18 protein-coding genes and 1 tRNA gene are annotated in these 20,461 nt (G+C 34.4%); 4 read left to right on the top strand and 15 right to left on the bottom strand.

The features are described from left to right. Positions 1-13 precede the first annotated feature (13 nt). From ACZM4J_RS03350 to ACZM4J_RS03330, 5 genes are all read right to left on the bottom strand, one after another. The gene (locus ACZM4J_RS03350; RefSeq protein WP_022165186.1) at positions 14-313 is read right to left on the bottom strand and encodes a L7Ae/L30e/S12e/Gadd45 family ribosomal protein; all 300 of its coding nucleotides are present in this window, start codon (positions 311-313) and stop codon (positions 14-16) included. Next, positions 306-581 carry an RNase P modulator RnpM gene (gene rnpM / locus ACZM4J_RS03345; RefSeq protein WP_022165185.1) on the bottom strand — a complete coding sequence of 92 codons (276 nt, stop codon included), beginning with the start codon at positions 579-581 and terminating at the stop codon, positions 306-308. The genes ACZM4J_RS03350 and rnpM overlap by 8 nt, the downstream gene beginning before the upstream one ends. 38 nt (positions 582-619) lie before the next feature. After that, positions 620-1,831, bottom strand: coding sequence for a transcription termination factor NusA (gene nusA, locus ACZM4J_RS03340; RefSeq protein WP_117999129.1), 1,212 nt, complete (start codon positions 1,829-1,831; stop codon positions 620-622). Between the two features lie 15 nt (positions 1,832-1,846). Beyond that, positions 1,847-2,314 carry a ribosome maturation factor RimP gene (gene rimP, locus ACZM4J_RS03335; RefSeq protein ID WP_022165183.1) on the bottom strand — a complete coding sequence of 156 codons (468 nt, stop codon included), beginning with the start codon at positions 2,312-2,314 and terminating at the stop codon, positions 1,847-1,849. 311 nt (positions 2,315-2,625) lie between these two features. Continuing rightward, positions 2,626-3,441: an SDR family NAD(P)-dependent oxidoreductase gene (locus tag ACZM4J_RS03330; protein ID WP_428244602.1), complete on the bottom strand. Its 816-nt coding sequence runs from the start codon at positions 3,439-3,441 to the stop codon at positions 2,626-2,628. A 72-nt stretch (positions 3,442-3,513) separates the two neighbouring features. On the opposite strand from ACZM4J_RS03330, the gene ACZM4J_RS03325 reads away from it, so the two are divergent. Beyond that, a tRNA-Glu gene (locus ACZM4J_RS03325) sits at positions 3,514-3,585 on the top strand. Between the two features lie 505 nt (positions 3,586-4,090). Here ACZM4J_RS03325 and ACZM4J_RS03320 read toward each other — a convergent pair. The 9 genes from ACZM4J_RS03320 to ACZM4J_RS03280 all read right to left on the bottom strand — a co-directional run bounded on the left by ACZM4J_RS03320 (position 4,091) and on the right by ACZM4J_RS03280 (position 15,657). Then, complete coding sequence (locus tag ACZM4J_RS03320) at positions 4,091-8,614, bottom strand: PolC-type DNA polymerase III (protein WP_489485606.1); 4,524 nt, start codon at positions 8,612-8,614, stop codon at positions 4,091-4,093. Between the two features lies 1 nt (position 8,615). Further along, entirely contained in the window at positions 8,616-9,671 is a 1,056-nt protein-coding gene (ispG, locus tag ACZM4J_RS03315) for a flavodoxin-dependent (E)-4-hydroxy-3-methylbut-2-enyl-diphosphate synthase (protein ID WP_412621886.1), read from the bottom strand. Positions 9,672-9,701: 30 nt separating this feature from the next. Further along, positions 9,702-11,003, bottom strand: a complete 1,302-nt coding sequence (locus ACZM4J_RS03310) for a site-2 protease family protein (RefSeq protein WP_412621884.1) — start codon at positions 11,001-11,003, stop codon at positions 9,702-9,704. Between the two features lie 3 nt (positions 11,004-11,006). Then, a complete protein-coding gene (locus tag ACZM4J_RS03305) occupies positions 11,007-12,149 on the bottom strand; it encodes a 1-deoxy-D-xylulose-5-phosphate reductoisomerase (RefSeq protein WP_022164958.1) in 1,143 nt (380 codons plus the stop codon). Positions 12,150-12,168: 19 nt separating this feature from the next. Continuing rightward, on the bottom strand, positions 12,169-12,993 hold the full coding sequence (locus ACZM4J_RS03300; RefSeq protein ID WP_299053702.1) for a phosphatidate cytidylyltransferase: 825 nt from the start codon (positions 12,991-12,993) through the stop codon (positions 12,169-12,171). A gap of 1 nt (position 12,994) precedes the next feature. Continuing rightward, positions 12,995-13,723 carry an undecaprenyl pyrophosphate synthase gene (gene uppS, locus ACZM4J_RS03295; RefSeq protein WP_302689229.1) on the bottom strand — a complete coding sequence of 243 codons (729 nt, stop codon included), beginning with the start codon at positions 13,721-13,723 and terminating at the stop codon, positions 12,995-12,997. A gap of 85 nt (positions 13,724-13,808) precedes the next feature. Beyond that, positions 13,809-14,363, bottom strand: a complete 555-nt coding sequence (gene frr / locus ACZM4J_RS03290) for a ribosome recycling factor (RefSeq protein ID WP_022164961.1) — start codon at positions 14,361-14,363, stop codon at positions 13,809-13,811. A 53-nt stretch (positions 14,364-14,416) separates the two neighbouring features. Beyond that, complete coding sequence (gene pyrH, locus ACZM4J_RS03285) at positions 14,417-15,115, bottom strand: UMP kinase (protein WP_412335481.1); 699 nt, start codon at positions 15,113-15,115, stop codon at positions 14,417-14,419. A 203-nt stretch (positions 15,116-15,318) separates the two neighbouring features. Beyond that, complete coding sequence (locus tag ACZM4J_RS03280) at positions 15,319-15,657, bottom strand: cupin domain-containing protein (protein ID WP_412621878.1); 339 nt, start codon at positions 15,655-15,657, stop codon at positions 15,319-15,321. Between the two features lie 231 nt (positions 15,658-15,888). On the opposite strand from ACZM4J_RS03280, the gene ACZM4J_RS03275 reads away from it, so the two are divergent. Further along, positions 15,889-16,773, top strand: a complete 885-nt coding sequence (locus ACZM4J_RS03275) for a LysR family transcriptional regulator (RefSeq protein WP_489485601.1) — start codon at positions 15,889-15,891, stop codon at positions 16,771-16,773. 4 nt (positions 16,774-16,777) lie between these two features. Here ACZM4J_RS03275 and ACZM4J_RS03270 read toward each other — a convergent pair whose 3' ends face one another. Next, positions 16,778-18,193 carry a C40 family peptidase gene (locus tag ACZM4J_RS03270; RefSeq protein ID WP_489485599.1) on the bottom strand — a complete coding sequence of 472 codons (1,416 nt, stop codon included), beginning with the start codon at positions 18,191-18,193 and terminating at the stop codon, positions 16,778-16,780. Positions 18,194-18,468: 275 nt separating this feature from the next. Here ACZM4J_RS03270 and ACZM4J_RS03265 point away from each other — a divergent pair, with 275 nt between their 5' ends. Further along, a complete protein-coding gene (locus tag ACZM4J_RS03265; RefSeq protein WP_118436835.1) occupies positions 18,469-19,092 on the top strand; it encodes a Maf family protein in 624 nt (207 codons plus the stop codon). A gap of 93 nt (positions 19,093-19,185) precedes the next feature. Then, positions 19,186-20,454: a Y-family DNA polymerase gene (locus ACZM4J_RS03260; protein WP_489485596.1), complete on the top strand. Its 1,269-nt coding sequence runs from the start codon at positions 19,186-19,188 to the stop codon at positions 20,452-20,454. Positions 20,455-20,461 lie beyond the last annotated feature (7 nt).

Genomic DNA, 20,461 nt, shown 5'->3' with positions numbered 1-20,461 from the left:
ATACTACCTCCGTCTAACTTTCTAACAATCTGTTGATGGTTTCACTAAATCCTCTGTCCGTTATGGCTATTGACGCACGACTGTCATTTCCAGTTGCCTCGCCTAATTCCTGCTTACTTCCGTAAACAAAACATGGAATCTTATAATATTTGCACTTGTTAAAAAACAGTTTCTTTGTATTATCTGAAGCTTCCTCTGAGACAATAACCAACCATGCCTTCTTTTGTTTTACCGCTTTTTCTACAGAAAACTCACCTGCAACAGTTTTTCCAGCCCTGGTTGCCAAGCCTATCATTGAAAAAACTTTATTCATTTGTATCTCCTAACTGTTCTTTTAATTTTTCAAAAATTTCACTGTCAACGGATACCTTTAATGTTTTTTCCAAAGCTTTTGTTTTCATGGCTTTTTCCAAACAATGCACATCTTCACATATATATGCACCTCTACCGTTTTGTTTTCCTGTTAAGTCAACAAAAACGTTGTTTTCCTTGTCTCTAACAATTCTTATTAGCTCTTTTTTTTCCTTTGACTGTCTGCAACCAATACATGTTCGCATTGGTATTTTTCTATTCTGCCCCATGCCATAATCTCCTATGTTCTAATTGAATCCATCAGTTACTATTCTTCTGTTGATTCCTCTGATGCTTCTTCTACTGAATCAGCTTCTTCGCTTTCTTCATCATATTCATCATCGTAATATTCTCCGTCGTAGTATTCGTCATCGTAATACTCTCCATCATAATATTCGTCATCATCATAATAATCATCTTCATCGAAAACATACTGAATGCCTTCTTCTTTTGCCTGTGACTCACTCTTAATATCAATCTTAAAACCTGTAAGCTTAGCTGCAAGTCTTGCATTCTGTCCTTCTTTACCAATTGCTAATGATAACTGTAAATCAGGAACTACAACTAAAGCTTCCTTATTATCAGGATCTGCTAAAACTGCAATAACTTTTGATGGGCTTAATGCATTTTCAATTAAGATAGCTGGGTTTTCACTCCAGTTAATGATATCGATTTTTTCATCCTGTAATTCTTCAACTACTGCATTTACTCTTGCGCCGTTAATACCTACACAAGCTCCAACAGGATCAACTGCTTCATTATTTGACCAAACAGCCATCTTTGTTCTTGAGCCTGCTTCTCTTGCAATGCTCTTAATTTCAACTGTTCCGTCCTGAATTTCTGTTACTTCCTGTTCGAATAATCTCTTAACAAGTCCCGGATGAGTTCTTGAAACATTAATTCTAGGTCCTCTACCATTATCTTTTACTTCAGTAATATATAATTTAATTTTATCATTTGGTCTAAAGTATTCTCCCTTAGACTGTTCTTTTTCCATTAATACAGTATCGATTTTTCCAATGTTTACGCTAATGTTCTTTCCGTTAATTCTCTGAACTGTACCTGTAATAATATCATCCTGCTTTTCATAATATTCTTCATAGAGACTCTTTCTTTCTTCTTCTCTAATCTTCTGTAAAATACCATTCTTAGCACTCTGTGTAGCAATACGACCAAAATCCTTTGACTGAATTTCTACATTAACTGAATCTCCAATGTCGTATGATGCCTTAATATTTCTTGCATCTTCCAATGAGATTTCACATACAGGATCCATAACTTCTTCAACTACTTCTTTCTGAGAATAAATATGGAAATCACCTGTTTCTCTATCCATTGTTACTGCTACGTTATCTGCTTTATTAAAGTTGTTCTTGTAAGCAACTACCAAGTTACTTTCAATAGCTTCAAATAAAGACTCCTTGCTAATACCTTTTTCCTTTTCCAACACGTCTAATGCTGCAATTAATTCATTGTTCATCTTTCCAATATCCTCCTAAAAATCAATAGTTAATCTAACAAGTGAAACATTCACTCTATCAAGAGCAATCTCACTTCCATCTTCATCTTCTATAGTAATTGTATCCTTGTCATAAGATTTCAATAAACCTACATACTGTTTGTTTCCGTTAAGGCTTCTATATAAATGTACTTCAATTTCCTCGCCAATACTTCTGTCAAAATCTCTGTCTTTTTTCAGTGGGCGACCAAGTCCTGGTGAGCTTACTTCTAATATGTAAGCATCGCTAATAAAGTCTTCTTCGTCAAGTAAATCACTTAACTTACGGCTTACGCCTTCTAAATCATTAATTGTGATTCCACCTGGCTTATCAATAAAAGCTCTTAAATACCAATTGCTTCCTTCTTTAACATATTCCACATCTACCATTTCATACCCTTTTTCTTCAACAATGGGTAACAGTAGTGCTTCTGTCTTCGCTTCGTATTCTTCTTTTCTAGACACCTTAACCTCCTTATTTGACTTTGCTGTATTTGTTAGTATCTTTTATTATAAAGAACATTTTCTAATGTTCTTTGAAAAATTTAACTACATAACAAAGAGCGAACCTTTGCGGTTCGCTCCTTCTACGCTAGTCAATATTCATTACATAGTATACGACGTTATTATTTTCCTGTCAACCCCTGTAAAAATCGTAACTTTCATTGTAAAATTCATCTGCAACTTTCAGCTGCCTTCATTGATTCCAACTTTTATATCTGTCAAAATTGTAATATTTATTCTTAACTTTAATATTATGCAATCTTGTCTGACTACTATCTTACATTTTCAAAAATATCTATTTTTGTATGTTTGATAAACTGCTCATAAAATTTTAACCCTAATACCGGAAAGAATTTTGAAGTAAAGTTCATAAACTTTGCATCTTTTCCTACTATTATTCTATTTTTCTGTTTTATTATCTTTTTTATAATCTTTGCAGCAACTTTATCAACATTATTTGCAATAAATTTCATCAGCTTGCTTTCTGTCTTGTAATACTGACTTCTAAATATGTCTGTCATTATAAATCCCGGACACACATATCCTATGTACATTTCTCTTCCAAGCTCCCCTATTAAAGTTTCTGTATAAGCTTTAACTGCGGCTTTGCTTGCACTATAGACACCTGTTCCAACTAAAGGTGCAAGCGCTCCTGAACTTGATACATTAACAATCCCTGCCATAGTGGACTTTCTTAATATAGATAGCATTGCGTTAATGGAATATCTGCAACTGTTAAAATTAACGTCCATGCATCTCTTAACCTGCTCTTCCGTATAATTAACTGACTTCTCAAAAGGTAATAACATACCTGCATTATTAATTAGCAAATCAACGCTTATATTATTATAAGTAAGTTCTTCTCTAAATGTATTCCAATTTTCTTCCTGGCTCACATCAAAAATCCAATATTTAAACTGATCTCTTAAATAAGACAGTTCTTCTATTAAACTTTTCATTTTTTCTTCAGATTGTCCAATTCCTAAAACCATACATCCATGCTCTCTGATTAGCTGTAGCGTCATAGCTCTTCCTAATCCTGAGGATGCCCCTGTTATAAGAATTGTTTTTCCGTATATCCAGTCCATAAATTAAATCCTTTCAAAAATAACTTGCAAAAATTTCTTTTGCTGTTTATAATAATACAGTAACATTTTTCAGGCTCGTTGGTCAAGTGGTTAAGACGCCGCCCTCTCAAGGCGGAATCACGGGTTCAATTCCCGTACGAGCTGTTTTTTATGCCCTTATTTTAAGGGCTTTTTTCATGCCTGAAGCTACTCATGTGATATTTCGTGTGATATTTTTCGTATTGTATTTCGTGTTGCATTTTCCGTTGCATTTTGTAATGTATAAAGCAACACGATTTTTTCAATTTTTATACAAATGTTATAACACTTGCAATAATTGTAAAATTTGGCAATATTTTTGTAATTTTTTCTTTACTTATAACGATTTTGTGATATAATACTTATTGTTAGCTCGAGTGGTCTTAGTTAATAATTGGGTTCGATTCCCATAGGAGTTATTTTTGTTTTATTATTATTTTTATTTTTTTCATTTTACATCTTTTTTAAAAGATGTATTTTCCTTTTAGTTAGCACTGCTACCGAACATTCGGTATGCAGTGCTTTTTCTTTGCCTTTTATTTTATAAAAATTCAAAATTTCAAATTTCAAACTTAAAATTAAAATTAAATTCATAATTCAAAATTAAATTTGAAATTTGAAACTCATAAAATTAAAAATCAAAAATAGACAACTGACTGTCTTCAGGCATTCCTTCTAACAATCCCAAATCTGACATTGTATCTATTACTGTTTTACTTAACTTACTTTTCTGTCTTAAATCATTTTTAGAAACAAATGGTCCATTCTGATTTGCAACTGCTTCTACTAAAGCATCTGCCGCTTTTTCTCCAAGTCCTTCAATAGAATCCAAGCTAGGCATTAACTTACCATCTATTATCTGGAACTCATGAGCCTTTGCAGTATAAATATCCAACGGTAAGAACTCAAATCCTCTTGCATACATTTCCTGAACAATCTTCATGTCACCTAAAGAATCTTCATCTTTCTTAGATGCTTCATGATTATTCTTCTTACGTTTTAAATCTGCCATAAAGTATTCAAGTTTTTCTTTTCCCTGACACATTGTTTCATAGTCAAAAGCTTTTGCTCGAATTCCAAAATATGCTGCATAATATGCCAATGGGTGATACACCTTGTACCAGGCAACACGTAAAGCCATCATAATGTAAGCAGCCGCATGTGCCTTAGGGAACATGTACTTAATCTTTTTACATGACCAAATATACCATTCAGGTACATTATGTTCACGCATTACATCTTCTTCCTTCCTGTCTTCTCCTGTTTCCTTGTCTGTAAAAGTAAGAAGACCTCTACCCTTTCTAACATGCTCCATAATATCAAAACTTACCTGTGGCTCTATACCTTTATCCATTAGGTAAACCATAATATCATCTCTAGTACATATAGCAGTAGAAATTGTACACTTGCCTTCCTGAATAAGTGTCTGTGCATTACCCAGCCACACGTCAGTACCATGAGACAAACCTGCAAGTCTAACTAAATCGGCAATTTTTGTAGGTTTAGTATCTACTAACATTTGAATAACGAAATCTGTTCCCAGTTCAGGTAAACCAAGGGAACCTGTTGGACAGCCGTCAATGTCATCGCTTGTAATTCCTAAAGCCTCAGGACCAAGGAATAATGACATTACATTTTTGTCATCAAAAGGCACATCCGTTTGAACATTAGTGTTTGTTAGTTTTTCAAGTCGACGAATCATTGTTGGATCATCATGTCCGAGAATATCTAACTTTAACAGGTTTGCATCAATTGCATGGTATTCAAAATGAGTAGTTATTGTATCTACCGTCATATCGTTAGCTGGTTTCTGTATTGGCGTAAATTCATATATTTCCTTATCCCTTGGAACAATAACAATTCCACCAGGATGCTGACCTGTACTTCTACGGATTCCTGTACAGCCTCTTGCTATTCTGTCAATTTCCGCAGTACGCTTAATCTCATTATGGTCATCGTAATAATTTTTCACATAACCAAATGCAGTTTTCTCGGCTACACCTGCGTATGTTCCCGCTCTAAATGTATGGCCCTTACCAAACATAACTTCTGTATACGCATGTGCATTTCCCTGGTATTCACCAGAGAAGTTAAGGTCGATATCCGGTTCCTTTGTACCACCAAATCCAAGGAATGTTTCAAAAGGAATTTCCAAGCCATCCTTATGAAGTTTTTCTCCACAGTGTGGACATACTGCATCAGGCAAGTCAAATCCAAGACCACCCTCTGCTCTTTCCTCTTTAATTGTTGCCTGAATCTTTTTAATTTCATCTATAGGTGTCCCTTCAGGTGCTCTGTACTCATCCTCAAAAAATGAACTTTTGCACTTCTCACAATAATAGTGTGGGGCTAAAGGATTACATTCTGTAATACCTGACATTGTAGCTGCAAAAGATGAACCAACAGATCCTCTTGAACCTACCAAATATCCATCTTCATTTGATTTCCAAACTAATCGCTGAGCCATAATGTACATAACCGCATAACCGTTACCAATAATAGAATCCAGTTCAATTTCCAATCTATCTTCAACAATTTTCGGTAAATCTTCGCCGTAAATTTCATGAGCTTTTTGGAAACAGATATTTCTCAGGTTTTCTTCCGAATTATCAAGAACCGGTGGGCATTTATCAGGATGAATTGGTGAAATATTTTCTACCATATCTGCAATCTTGTTTGGATTTGTAATTACAACTTCTTCTGCTAAATCACTACCCAAATAATCAAACTCGCCAAGCATCTCATCTGTTGTTCTCAAATATAAAGGTGCCTGATTATCTGCATCCTTAAATCCGTTACCATACTGTATGATTCTACGATAAATTTCATCTTCCGGATCCATAAAATGAACATCACATGTAGCAACTGTTATTTTATTAAATTTTCTTCCCAGTTCAATTATCTTCCTGTTAATCTCTCTTAGTTCTTCCCTTGAATCAACTAAGAATTTTTTCTTATTATCTATATCAGGATTACCTGTTTTTAACATAAACTCATTGTTGCCTAAAGGTTGAATTTCAAAATAATCATAGAATTCTGCTAACCTTGCAATTTCCTGCTGAGTTCTTCCATGTAATATAGCCTGATATAATTCACCTGCCTCACAGGCACTTCCAATCATCAGACCTTCGCTGTATTTTAAATAATCACTTTTTAATATACGTGGTCTTTTGTTGGCAAAAGTATCTATATGGGAAATAGATACTAACTTATATAAATTAACTCTTCCTGTCTGGTTTTTAACCAAAATAATTGCGTGATGTGCAGGAAGCTTATTTATAAGATTGTCTGACTTCTTTCCTTCTTTGTTTACTTCATCAAGATTATTAATTCCTTTATCCTTTAACATCTTACAAAGTTTTAGGAAAATAAGAGCTGTACACTCTGCATCATCTACAGCTCTATGGTGATTTTCAAGAACAATTCCCAATGCCTTGGCAACTCTGTCTAATTTGTATTTTCCAAGTCCTATAATCAAATATCTTGACATTGCAACTGTATCAACGATTGTAAAATCACATGGCAAGCCAATTCTCTCGCAATTAGCTGCAATAAAACTCATGTCAAAGTCTGCATTGTGGGCAACCATTACTGAGCCTTCGCAAAATTCCATAAATGAAGGTAAAATTTCTTCTATCTTAGGAGCATCAATAACCATATTGTCATTAATACTTGTTAATTGTTCAATTCTAAGAGGTATAGGTATTTCAGGATTAACAAATGTACTAAAACGGTCAATTATTTTTCCATTTTGTACCTTTACAGCTCCAATTTCAATAATCCTGTCACTTTTTGCACTAAATCCTGTTGTTTCCAAGTCGAATACAACGTATGTGTCATCTAAGCTCTGACCTCTGGGATTAACAATCATATCTTTCAAGTCATCTACCAGATAAGCTTCAACACCATATATTACCTTAAAGTCACAATCTTTTCCTACCTTTGAACATTCCTTCTTAATGTCACAATACTCATGCCAGGCGTCGGGGAATGCCTGTACTACGCCATGGTCTGTTATGGCAATCGCTCTATGTCCCCATTCATAAGCACGTCTTACTAAATCGCTACAGTTACTTACACCGTCCATATCACTCATTTTGGTATGACAATGAAGTTCCACTCTTTTTTCCACTGCAGTATCTTTTCTCTTTTCAGTTGAAAACGGCTGTATAACCTTCATACCATCCACACGGCTGATTTCCACCTGTCTGTCATAGGTGTCATACATCGCAACACCTTTGATTCTTACAAAAGTATTCTTTTTTACCTTTGAAGTAAATTCCTTCTTGGCATTTTCATCTCCTAAGAAAATCTTTACTGCAATACTATCTGTGAAATCTGTTATCTCTAAGCTAACAAGGTATTTTCCTGATCTTAATTCTCTGTCATCCATGGTCATAACCTGACCTTTAACCACACACTCGCCTGTTCCCTCAAACACATCACATAAGGCTGTGTCTGAATCAAATTTAAAATCTCTTCCGTATGCCACTTCAGGATTATCTGAATATGTAGCCTTTTTAAGTCTTTTAGGTCTCTCTTCTACCTTCTTTGCTTCCTCCGGTTGCTTCTCTTCATTTTTGCTTAAAAGAACATCCACTTCATTTTTCAAACGTTTAGCGTTTCGTTTAGCGTATCTATTTCCGTCAATGGCATGCTTTTTGATTTTAACTTCTAAAGGCATACTAAATCTGTCTCTAAAAATTCTCTCAATTGTATCCTTTAAAGTTTTCATTCTGGCCTCCGAAATAATACTTGATTCCAGATTAATAACCAGTCTGCCTTTCTCATCAAAGGATGTTGGTGCCTTCTTTAACATAGTAGCAATTATGGGACTATGTTCATTTAATTCAAGCACAATACTATCCTTATATATTTCAAATAAGTTTTCCGTTGTATACTGAGCAGACAAATAATATTTCTCTATAATTTCTATACCTATCTTTTTGCCTGTTCTTAAAGTTCTTGCTAATTCTTCCCTAATTTTGAAAATAGCAGACTTTTCAATAAGTCTGCTGCTTTCAATATAGATTCTTATTTTGGTATGTTCTGTATTAGTAACAATTCTCGTTATATCTACTAATTCTAAAATACCTCGTAATTCATCATTTAACTGAAGATTATCAAAAACTTCTAAAAAGTTCTTTTTTGCCAATTTAATTCCTCCAGTTTTTTAATTCCTCTTCCAGTGTGTTTAATAATTCGTTTTCAGGAACTCTCTTTACTATTTCGCCCTTTTTAATCAAAAGACCTTCTCCTTTTCCTCCTGCTATTCCAAGATCAGCTTCTTTTGCCTCACCGGGTCCATTAACCACACATCCCATTACAGCAACTTTAATGTCTAAGTCATACTTTGACACCATTTTTTCCACTTGCTTTGCCAAACCAATTAAATCGATTTGAGTTCTACCACAAGTAGGACATGAAACAACTGATATGCCACCTTTTCTTAAACCTAATGTTTTTAAAATAAGTTTGGCACTGGCAATTTCCTCAACTGGATTATCAGTAAGGGATACTCTGATTGTATCGCCAATTCCCTGATTTAAAATAAGGCCCAGTCCTATGGCTGACTTAATATTTCCTGATGTAACTGTTCCTGATTCTGTAATTCCAACATGTAGTGGATAATTAGTCTTTGTAGCTATTAATTCATAGGCTTTAACACACATCATTACATCAGAAGATTTAATACTGATAACAAGATTATCATAACCTAAATCTTCGATTATTTTTACTTTGTCTAAGGCACTTTCAACTAAACCTTCCGCTGTAACCTTACCATATTTTTCTAAAATATCTTTTTCTAACGAGCCACTGTTTACACCAACTCTAATAGGAATATTTTTCGCCTTAGCTACTTCCACTACAGCCTTAACCTTGTCTACAGAGCCAATGTTTCCTGGATTAATACGAATCTTGTCAGCTCCATTTTCCATGGCAGCAATGGCAAGTCTGTAATCAAAATGTATATCTGCTACAAGTGGTATTGAAATCTGCTTCTTAATTTCTGCAATTGCCTTAGCAGCTTCCATTGTGGGAACCGCACATCTGATAATATCACATCCACTAGCCTCTAATTCTTTTATTTGAGCTACTGTAGCTTCCACATCTTCAGTCTTTGTGTTAGTCATTGACTGAATCATTATTGGATTTCCTCCACCAATAACTTTATTTCCAATTCTAATTACTTTCGTATTATCTCTATACATAATCTTCACCTATCCGTCAAAATCATAATTTTAAATTAATTTTCTAATATCATTAAATAATAAAAATACCATTAATGCCATTAATAAAATAAATCCAATGAAATGTATCATACCTTCCTTATCCTTTGGAATCTTTTTTCTTGTAATAATTTCAATAATGTACAAGAATAATCTTCCACCGTCTAATGCAGGTAATGGTAATAAATTCATTACACCTAAGTTGGCACTTAACATTATGGCTAAATTAATTAATGATAAAATAGTTACAGTTGTTCCCTGAGACTTAGCTGTTGAATAAGTATTGCCTATTACATTAACAATACCAACAGGACCGGCAATTTCGTTTGCTGATACCTTTCCTGTAACTAACATTTTTAAGCTCTTTAAAACTGTTGCTATTTCGTATCTTACATCTGTAAAGCTGTACTTGATTACGCCGCCTATAGACTGTTTTTCTCTTCCAATGTTGTAATCAAATCCCCTGCTTGCAATCTTTGTCATTATAGGTTTAACAGTTACATTTACAGTTTTTCCTTTTCTGTCCAAAGTAATCTTAACTTCATTTTCACCAAAAGGATGCTCTGTTAAATAATCGTTCATGTCATTGCCTGTTTTGATTGCAGTGCCGTCAATTTCAGTAACTACGTCTCCTGCCTGAACGCCCGCCTTAAAGAACGCTGAACCTCTTGTTACCTGAGTTATTTCAGCTTCTGTATCGCTTGGTGCATACTGCATACCTACTATATATCTTTTTTCAATTTCAGGTGAATACTTAATTGTCTTTGTCTCACCATTTCTAACAAAAGATACTGTTATGTCGTCACCGTTTAATGGATTAACATAATCTTCTAAGTATATTTCTCTTCCAAGTGTTGCATGAGCGCCATTATACTTAACGATTCTGTCTCCCTGTCTAAGTCCTGCTTCATACGCCGGTGATGCCTTGTCAACATTTGTAACATATGATACATCAGCACCCTTTGCTCCTATTACAATAAACGCAAGCAAAAGAGCTAATATGAAATTAAAAAACGGACCTGCAAATACTATTGCCATTCTCGCCCAGATTGATTTTGAATTAAAAGAGCCTTCCTCTTCGTTATCTTCATCTTCTCCAAGCATTGCACAGGAACCACCTAAAGGTAAAATCTTTAAGGAATATCTTGTGCCGCTTTTTGCAACTTTACTTAAAATTCTAGGTCCCATACCTACTGAAAATTCATTTACAAATACACCGTTTTTCTTTGCCACAATAAAATGACCAAATTCGTGTATTAAAACTAATAAGCCAAAAATTATTAATGCTATAATTATACTGATTGCTGTCTCCATTAATTACCACCTTTTCTCAATGAGCTCATAAGCCCACCCCTCTATTTCTAATATTTGTTCTACTGTCGGATTCTCAAGTGCTTTGTGATTTTCCATACAGTATTGTATTATGTCTGTTATTTCCAGAAAACTAATTTCCCTGTTTAAAAACTTTGCAACTGCCTTTTCATTTGCTGCATTAAATACTGTTGGCATTGAGCCACCGATTCTACCTGCTTCAAAAGCCATTTTTAGACCAACAAAATTATTTAAGTCAGGTTCCTCAAAAGTTATCTGACCAATTTTTGCAAAGTCCAGTCTGTCACCTGATAAATATCTTCTCTCAGGATAATATAATGCATACTGAATTGGAAGCCTCATATCAGGAGTTCCTAATTGCGCTATAACTGCCCCATCCTTAAACTGCACCATGGAGTGTATAATACTCTGTGGTTGAACTATTGGTTTTACATTGTCAATGTCCACGTTAAATAACCATTTTGCCTCAATTACTTCAAGTCCTTTATTAACCATTGTAGCAGAGTCGATGGTTATTTTTTGTCCCATAGACCAATTTGGATGTTTTAAGGCATCCTCAACTTTAACATTTTTCATCTGTTCTCTTGTGTAGCCTCTAAATGGTCCACCTGATGCTGTTAATAAAATCTTATCAATTTCCTTTGGATTTTCTCCGTTTAATGACTGAAAAATTGCACTGTGTTCACTGTCAACCGGCAATATTTTAACACCATTATCTTTTGCAGCCTTCATTACCAAATGACCTGCTGTAACAAGAGTTTCCTTGTTAGCTAGTGCAATATCCTTCTTTGCCTTAATTGCCTCTAATGTTGGTCTTATTCCAATCATGCCAACAAATGCCGTTACTACTATTTCGGCACTTTTTATTGTAGCCGCCTCTATCAAGCCATCCATGCCTGTTACTACTTTTGTATTAGTATCATTTATGGCTGTTTTTAAATTCTTCGCTGCTTCCTCGTTATAGACGCAAACCAATTCAGGATTGAATTCCCTAACCTGCTCTTCTAACGCTTTAATATTTGAGCCTGCAGCAATTGCCACAACGTTTAAATCATCATTTGCTCTAACTATATCTAAAGTCTGTGTTCCTATTGAACCTGTAGAGCCTAAAATTGAAATATTCTTCATTTATCTTTCCTCTAAAAATTTAAAACAATTGTATTAATATCCAAATAATTGGTGCCACATAAATAACACTGTCAAATCTATCCATAATTCCACCATGTCCCGGAATTAATTTTCCGTAATCCTTGATATCATGATTACGCTTAATTGCTGACGCTGCCAAATCGCCAATCATAGAAATTAATGCACCTATGGCACATATAATTGCACACGCAATTACAGGATTAATACTTAAGTTAATTTTATCTGAAAATACTGCTGCATAAATTGCACCTAACGCCGCTGCTCCAACTACACCGCCAACAGCACCCTCAACTGACTTTTTAGGGCTTAAAACCGGTGCCATCTTATGTTTTCCAAAAGCTACGCCTGCAACATACGCACATGTGTCACTTGCCCATGAGCATAAGAAAATCAACCAAACTAAATAAGTTCCGTTTTCTCCATTTCTCACTAAATAAATATATGACAATAGTATTCCGCCATATAACATACACATTATTGCATTTGAAATTTCCTCTGTTTTATATTTAGGAAACATAAATACATATTCTGCCAATAAGCAAATTAAAAATACAACAAGTAATGTAATTACATAATCTTCTTTTCCTATGTAAATCAACGCATAATAAACTATTAACGCAATATATCCTGTAATACCCGGTAGTTTATTTTCCAAGCCTAACACTTTATACAATTCATACAAAGCTGCAACTGACAAAAACATATTAAAGAAAAATAAAATGTTTCCTCCCGGTATAATTGTCACAAGAATAAGTGCAACTAAGATAATGCCACTAATTAATCTTGTAAAAAAAGATTTATTTGCAAATTTACTTAAAACCATTTTACTTAACTCCTCCAAAACGTCTGTCACGCTGATTGTATTTTACTATTGCTTTCTTTAGTTCTTCTTTGTTGAAATCAGGCCATAATACATCTGTAAAATAAAATTCTGTATATGCTAACTGCCACAATAAATAATTAGATAATCTGATTTCTCCACTTGTTCTAATCAACAAATCAGGATCAGGAATTCCTCTTGTGTCTAAATAACTGCTAATTGTATCTTCTGTTATATCCTCAGGATTTAACTTTCCTTCCTTACAGTCCATTGCCATCTTTGTTGTAGCTCTTCTTATTTCGTCTCTGCTACCATAATTAAGTGCAATAATAAATGTTATGCCATCATTATCTTTTGAACACTCTTCTAATTCATTGATTTTGGCAACAATATCATCATCTAATCTTGTTTTATCGCCGATAACCATACAACGCATATTATTCTTATTTGCTCTTTCTATACAGTCCGATAAATACTTTCTAAGAAGTTTCATAAGTGCATCCACTTCATCCTGTGGTCTGTTCCAATTCTCTGTTGAAAAAGCATACATTGTTATATATTTAATACCAATATCATGTGCATCTTCGAGTATTTTTTCTACTGTTCTTGCACCTGCGGCATGTCCTGCTTTTCTAGGTAAAAATCTCTTTTTTGCCCATCTGCCATTTCCATCAAGAATAATGGCAACATGATTTGGAATGTTCATTCCTGTTAAATCAATTTCCTCTGCCATCCCGGTCTCCTTACTCATTTATAAGTTCTTTCAATAACTGAAAATAGAGGAAACCCACCGTTTCCTCTTTGTCATTAATTCAAAATTAAACTGTCATGATTTCTTTTGACTTAGCATCAATTGCATCATCAATCTTCTTTACATATGCATCTGTGCTCTTTTGAACATCATCTTCATATCCCTTAATTTCATCTTCTGAAATTGAATCTTCTTTTCCTTTTTTCTTAATTGCATCAATTGCATCTCTTCTTATATTTCTGATTGCAACTTTTGCATTTTCGCCTTTTTTCTTAATATCCTTTGCAAGTTCTTTTCTTCTCTCTTCTGTTAATTCAGGATATACAAGTCTGATAACTGTTCCATCATTAGTTGGTGTAATACCAATGTCTGATGCCATAAGTGCGTGTTCAATATCACCTAAAATTGAAGGATCAAATGGCTTAATGGCAATTACTCTTGCTTCCGGTACGGATATGTTACCTACCTGCTGAAGTGGTGTAGGTGCTCCGTAGTAATCAACTGTAATTCTGTCTAACACTCTTGGATTAGCTCTACCTGCTCTAATTGCTCCAAATTCGTCATCCAAATTTTTTAAAGACTTCTCCATTTTTTCTTCGTAAGTCATTAATAATTCTTCCATAATAAATAATCTCCTTAAAAGTTTTTTCTTAAATATCTTAATCTGCAATATTCTTATTCTACTGTAATTTTTGTACCAATCTTTTCGCCTGAAACTGCTTTATTAATACTGTCTTCTTCGTTGAGACCAAACAATAACATTGGCATTTTGTTTTCCATTGCAAGAACACTTGCAGCTAAATCAATTACACCAAGTCTGTCGTCAACAATCTTTGAAATAGGTAATTCATCATATTTCTTTGCATTAGGATTAACTGCAGGATCACTGTCATAAACCCCGTCAATTGCCTTAGCTCCTAAAATACAATCTGCTTCAATTTCAATTGCACGAAGAACCATAGTCATATCTGTTGAAAAATATGGATGTCCTGTACCACCTGCAAAAAATACAACCTTACCTGCATTTAAATCTGCAACAGCTTCATCTTTTGAGAAAAGTTTTGTCCAAGTTCCACATAAGAAGGGTGTATATACATTAGTATCCATACCTTCTGTTCTAAATATTTCAGAAACATACATGCAATTCATAATTGTTGCCAACATACCAATCCCGTCTGCCTTTGGTCTGTCAATCTTATTGCTTGTGCGTCCTCTCCAAAAGTTACCACCACCGATAACAATTGCAACCTGAACCCCTTTATCTACTATAGCCTTTACCTGCTTTGCAACAGCCACACAGGTTTCTTCATCAAAACCTGTCTTCTTATCTCCTGCCAAAGCTTCACCACTTAATTTAAGTAAAACTCTATTCATTCTTCTCACCTAGTCCTTTATTAGTATTTACACAAATAAAAGACGTAAACACAAAATAAATTTTGCATTTACATTCCTTTCTTTATTTATAACCGATTTTAGTCAAAACCTAGAATTAGAATACCATATATCAAGTAAAAAATAAAGATTAATATTATGAGACTACGCGATTAAATCTTCCACTGAACAACCTAATACTTTCGCTAATCTAGTTTACTATAATCTTCGTCACTTACAGCTTCGCACCATTCATTACTTGTGTTTTCGCCCGGTACTTCCACTGCAATATGTGAGAACCAACTGTCTTTCTTTGCTCCATGCCAATGTTTAACTTCAGGTGGAATTGTAATTACTGTTCCGGGAACCAGACTTACAGCTTCTTTTCCTTCTTCCTGATACCAGCCTTCACCGGCAGTACAAATTAATAACTGGCCACCACCTTTGTCTGCATGATGAATATGCCAGTTGTTTCGACAGCCCGGTTCAAATGTAACATTTGCTAAAAATACTGCTGTCTCTTCCGGATTTGTTAATGGATTCAAAAAAGAATCCCCAACAAAATACTGTGCAAATCCTGTTCATCTTCCCTACAACCAAGTTCCTTTAAGCACCAGATTGTACACTGGTTATTATTATCCATGCATTACCTCCGTTTTCACTATACTTTATATTATAAATCCTTTTCTTTTTTTGTATAATACCTATGCTAAATGTCGCACTATGCTTTACAGGCATGTTATAATTTAACCGTATTGTTGTTAAAGGAGAGAAATATGGACATTAGAGTTTTGCGATATTTTTTAGCTGTTGCCAGGGAAGAAAATATTTCCAAGGCAGCGGAATATTTACATATAACCCAGCCGACTCTTTCACGACAGTTAAAAGAGTTAGAAGATGAATTAAATGTTTCTTTATTTACCAGAGGCAAAAGAAACATAACATTAACAGATGAGGGAATGCTTCTTAGAAAAAGAGCTGAAGAAATTACTTCCCTTATGGATAAAACTGAAGCTGAATTTAGCAATTTAGATAATTTAATAAGCGGGGATGTTTACATTGGTGGTGGCGAAACCCTTGCCATGAAAATTTTAGCTGAAGTAATGACTGATATGAGTGAAGAATATCCGGATGTGCGTTTTCATCTTTACAGTGGTAATGCTGACAATGTTATGGACAGAATTGACAAAGGGCTTTTGGAATTTGGTGTGGTTATTGAGCCTGCTGATATTAGAAAATATGAAGCCATGCGTCTGCCATACACAGACCATTATGGGCTTATCATGAAAAAAGATGATCCTTTGGCATCTATGGATACAATTCCAATTTCAATGTTAAAAGACATACCTATTTTAGTTGCCAAAAGAATCATTGATAACAATTATTTTTCTGAAATTTTTGGCATTTCACCTGAACAACTGGATATTCGAGCTACGTTCAATCTTATATATAATGCTGCTCTCTTAGTTGAACAGGGAATGGGATATGCTCTTACAATAGATAAACTTATTAATGTAACAGGAGATAATAATCTTTGTTTTGTCCCACTGGAACCGGAAACCACACTTAATCTTTCAATTATATGGAAAAGATATCAAATGTTTAGCGGTGCCTCAAAAGAATTTTTAGACAGATTAAAAGAGCGTTTAAAAAGACAGTAGTGAGTTAAATTTCACTACTGTCTTCTTCTATTGTTGTCTCAGTTTCTTTTGTTGTTTCAGACTCTGTATTCTTTGTTTCCGTTTCAGGATTTTTTGTTTCAGGTTGAACTTTTGTGGTTTGCTCTTCCTTTGTCTTATCCTTACTTTTATGTTTAGTTTCTTTTTTCTTTTTAGCTTTTTTTGTCTCCACTTCTTTTTTTGATTTTAACTTTATATTCTCCGCTGTTAAAATTCTTCTTGCTGCACATGGACTTCCTACCGTACTAATTACCATACCGACTTTTCTATTGGCGGAATGTATTACTTTTCCATTTCCAATATAAATTGCCACATGACTGATTCTGTTTTTATCTCTTTTGTCTGTGTGATAAAAAACCAAATCTCCAGGCTTTAATTTGTTTAATGAGACTGCGCTTCCGTTTTTTGCCTGTTCTGCTGCTGTTCTGTTAAGATAATGACCGAACTTTCTAAAAACAGACTGTACAAATCCTGAACAGTCAGCGCCTCTTGTTAAGCTTGTACCACCCCAAACGTATCTGTTTCCAAGGAATTTTGAAGCATACTTTATCAAGTCCCTTGCTTCACCTTTTTTAGGCAAATCTTTTTCGGCCAGACTATAACCAACAATACCACCAGTCCACTGGGTGTCTACCATCTCATCATACTCCTCAGAAGTATATACTTTTTCTTTTTGTACCTTCAAAGTCATTTGTTTTGCCGGAATCCACCCTGTTACTGCTTCAGACCTTTTTATTTTTACCCATTTTTCATTTTTGCTAATTTCAACAATAGGATATTCTGTCTTTTTGTATGCCACACCTATTGATGCTGCCTTCTTGTTGCCGTCTTTTCTTATAGCTACGTTTTCTGACTTTATTTTTGCAATTACATGCTCTGTTCTAAGTAGCACTTTTTTAGCTTCTTTTCCCTTTACAACATACTTGCTCTCAATGTAGCCTTCTACTTTACCTGACCTGATTTTAGTCCACTCTTTACCTGATTCTACGACCTTTACAACGCATCCTTCAAGAGCAACTCCTGCCTCATCGCTTGCCATGGATTTGTCCTTGTAAACTTCTGCTATATCGTCATCAATATCATCTATCTCTTCGAAAGATTTATCATCGTAAACTTTAACAATTTTTAATTTTTTATATTTTTTGCCATATAGCGGTTGTTTCTTTTTTGTTTTAGTTTTCTTAGTCTTAGTCACTTTTTTTGTTTTAGCTACTTCTGCCTGTGTTGTTGTTTCCTGCACAGTTGTTGTTTGAACTTCCTTACTTGACGTTGTTTTTCCATTATGCCCAATTAATGTAATTGTTCCAATCGCAACTGCAAACACCACCAAAATACCAACTGCTTTTATTACAGTTTTCTTATCAAAACTTAATTTATTTATTTTTTCTTTTATAAAATTCATTCTCTTTATTTCTACTTCCCATTTTTTATATAATTTCAGCACAAAAAGATCAATTTTCACCTCTATTTTTAAATGGGTGAAAACGACCTATGTTAATTAACTCTATTGCCATCATCTTTTTTAGATTTATTATAAAAATCCGTTATTTTATCCATACTATTAATCACTATCTACTAATATAATAACGTTTTCTAATATATTCAACAGTTTTCATAAAATTTTTATTTTTTATTTTTAAGGGTGAACATTCATTCGATTTATGTTATACTCTTTTTATGATTAATTTAGAAAAAACCAAGATTATACTTGCTTCTCAGTCGCCAAGACGCAGCGAGCTTATGAAGCAGGCAGGTTATGAATTTGAAATAATTGCGTCTAACATGGAAGAAGTTATAACAAAAACTGAACCGGAGGCAGTTGTGGAAGAACTGTCATTTCAAAAAGCTGACAATGTTCTTAACATGATTTTGAAATCTGTAGATTTGTCTCTTATGGCTTTTGGTGGTTTATCCCTTATGGTTATTGGAGCCGATACAATTGTTTGCAGTAACGGCAATATTCTCGGCAAGCCTAAGAATCATAATGAAGCATATAATATGATTGATTCCATTCAGGGAAATACCCATCAGGTATATACAGGTGTTACTGCTATTGTGTACGATTTTGACACACAGGCAAGGAGACATATAACTTTCAACGATTGTACTCAGGTGCATTTGTATCCAATGTCATCTCAGGAAATTAACGACTATATCAACACAGGTGACTGTTATGACAAAGCCGGAGGATATGGTATACAGAGTAATTTTGCAGTATATGTTAAGGAAATCAGTGGAGATTATAATAATGTTGTGGGGCTTCCAATTAGTAAGTTGTACCACGAACTTCAAAAGCTTTAGAAGCTATCAACTTTAGAAGCTATTAGCTTTAGACGATTATTACTTTTAGAAGATATTAATTTTAGAGAATTATTAATTTTAGGAGATATTGTTTTGTCAGAGAAATATTATTTATGTATTGATTTGAAATCATTCTATGCATCAGTTGAGTGCATTGAATTAGGGCTTGATCCCATGACAACTAATTTAGTTGTTGCAGATAAAGAGCGAACAGATAAAACCATTTGTCTGGCAATTACACCTGCAATGAAAGCTCTCGGCATAAAAAACCGTTGCCGATTGTTTGAAATTCCTAAGAATGTTGAATATATTACTGCTGTTCCCCGTATGAAAAGATACATTGATTACTCCGCAGATATTTACAGTATTTATCTTAAATATATTTCAAAAGATGATATCCACGTTTACTCAATTGATGAGGCGTTTATGGACGTTACCAATTATCTTGCCCTTTATCAAATGGATGCAATTACACTTGGGCGTACAATAATGGAAGATATTTACAACACTTTTGGCTTACGGGCAACCTGTGGAGTTGGCACTAATCTGTACTTAGCCAAAATTGCTTTGGATATCACAGCAAAACATTCGCCTGATTTCATCGGCTTTTTGGATGAAGATTTATACAAAGAAACTCTTTGGGATTACACTCCACTAACTGACTTTTGGCGTGTAGGTCCGGGGACTGTAAGACGTCTTGCCACAATGGGTATTTATACCATGAAAGATATTGCAGAAGCTAACGAGGACGTACTTTACAATGCTTTTGGTGTTGACGCGGAGCTTTTAATAGACCATGCTTTTGGCATTGAGTCAACTACCATGTACCAAATCAAGCATTACAAGCCACAAAGTAACTGTTTAACAAGTGGTCAGGTTCTTATGTGTGATTACAATTTTGATGATGGTCTTCTTGTAGTTAAGGAAATGGTTGATGCTCTTTGTCTTGATTTGGTTGATCAGGAACTTGTTACAGGCTCGGTAACTTTGCATGTAGGTTACTCTAATGCCCTTAACATGAAACCTGCTCATGGTACAGCAAGACTTGATATCAACACTAATTCAGACTTAATTATTATTCCAGCCGTTACCAACCTATACAGGGAAATCGTAAGACCTAACATTGGCATAAGAAGAATTAACATTACATTTAATAATGTTATGCCTGAAGGTTACACTCAGTATACTTTCTTTATGGACATTGAAGCTTTGGAACGGAATAAGAAAATTCAAAAAGCAATGATTGAAATCAAGTCAAAATTTGGAAAGAATGCCGTTCTTAAGGGAATGGATTTACAAAAAAATGCCACTGCTATTGAGAGAAACCGACAAATTGGCGGTCATAAAAGCGGTGAAAATTAAGGAGAGA

Source organism: Eubacterium sp. (assembly GCF_057858645.1).
This window is presented reverse-complemented; position numbering and strand designations above follow the sequence as displayed.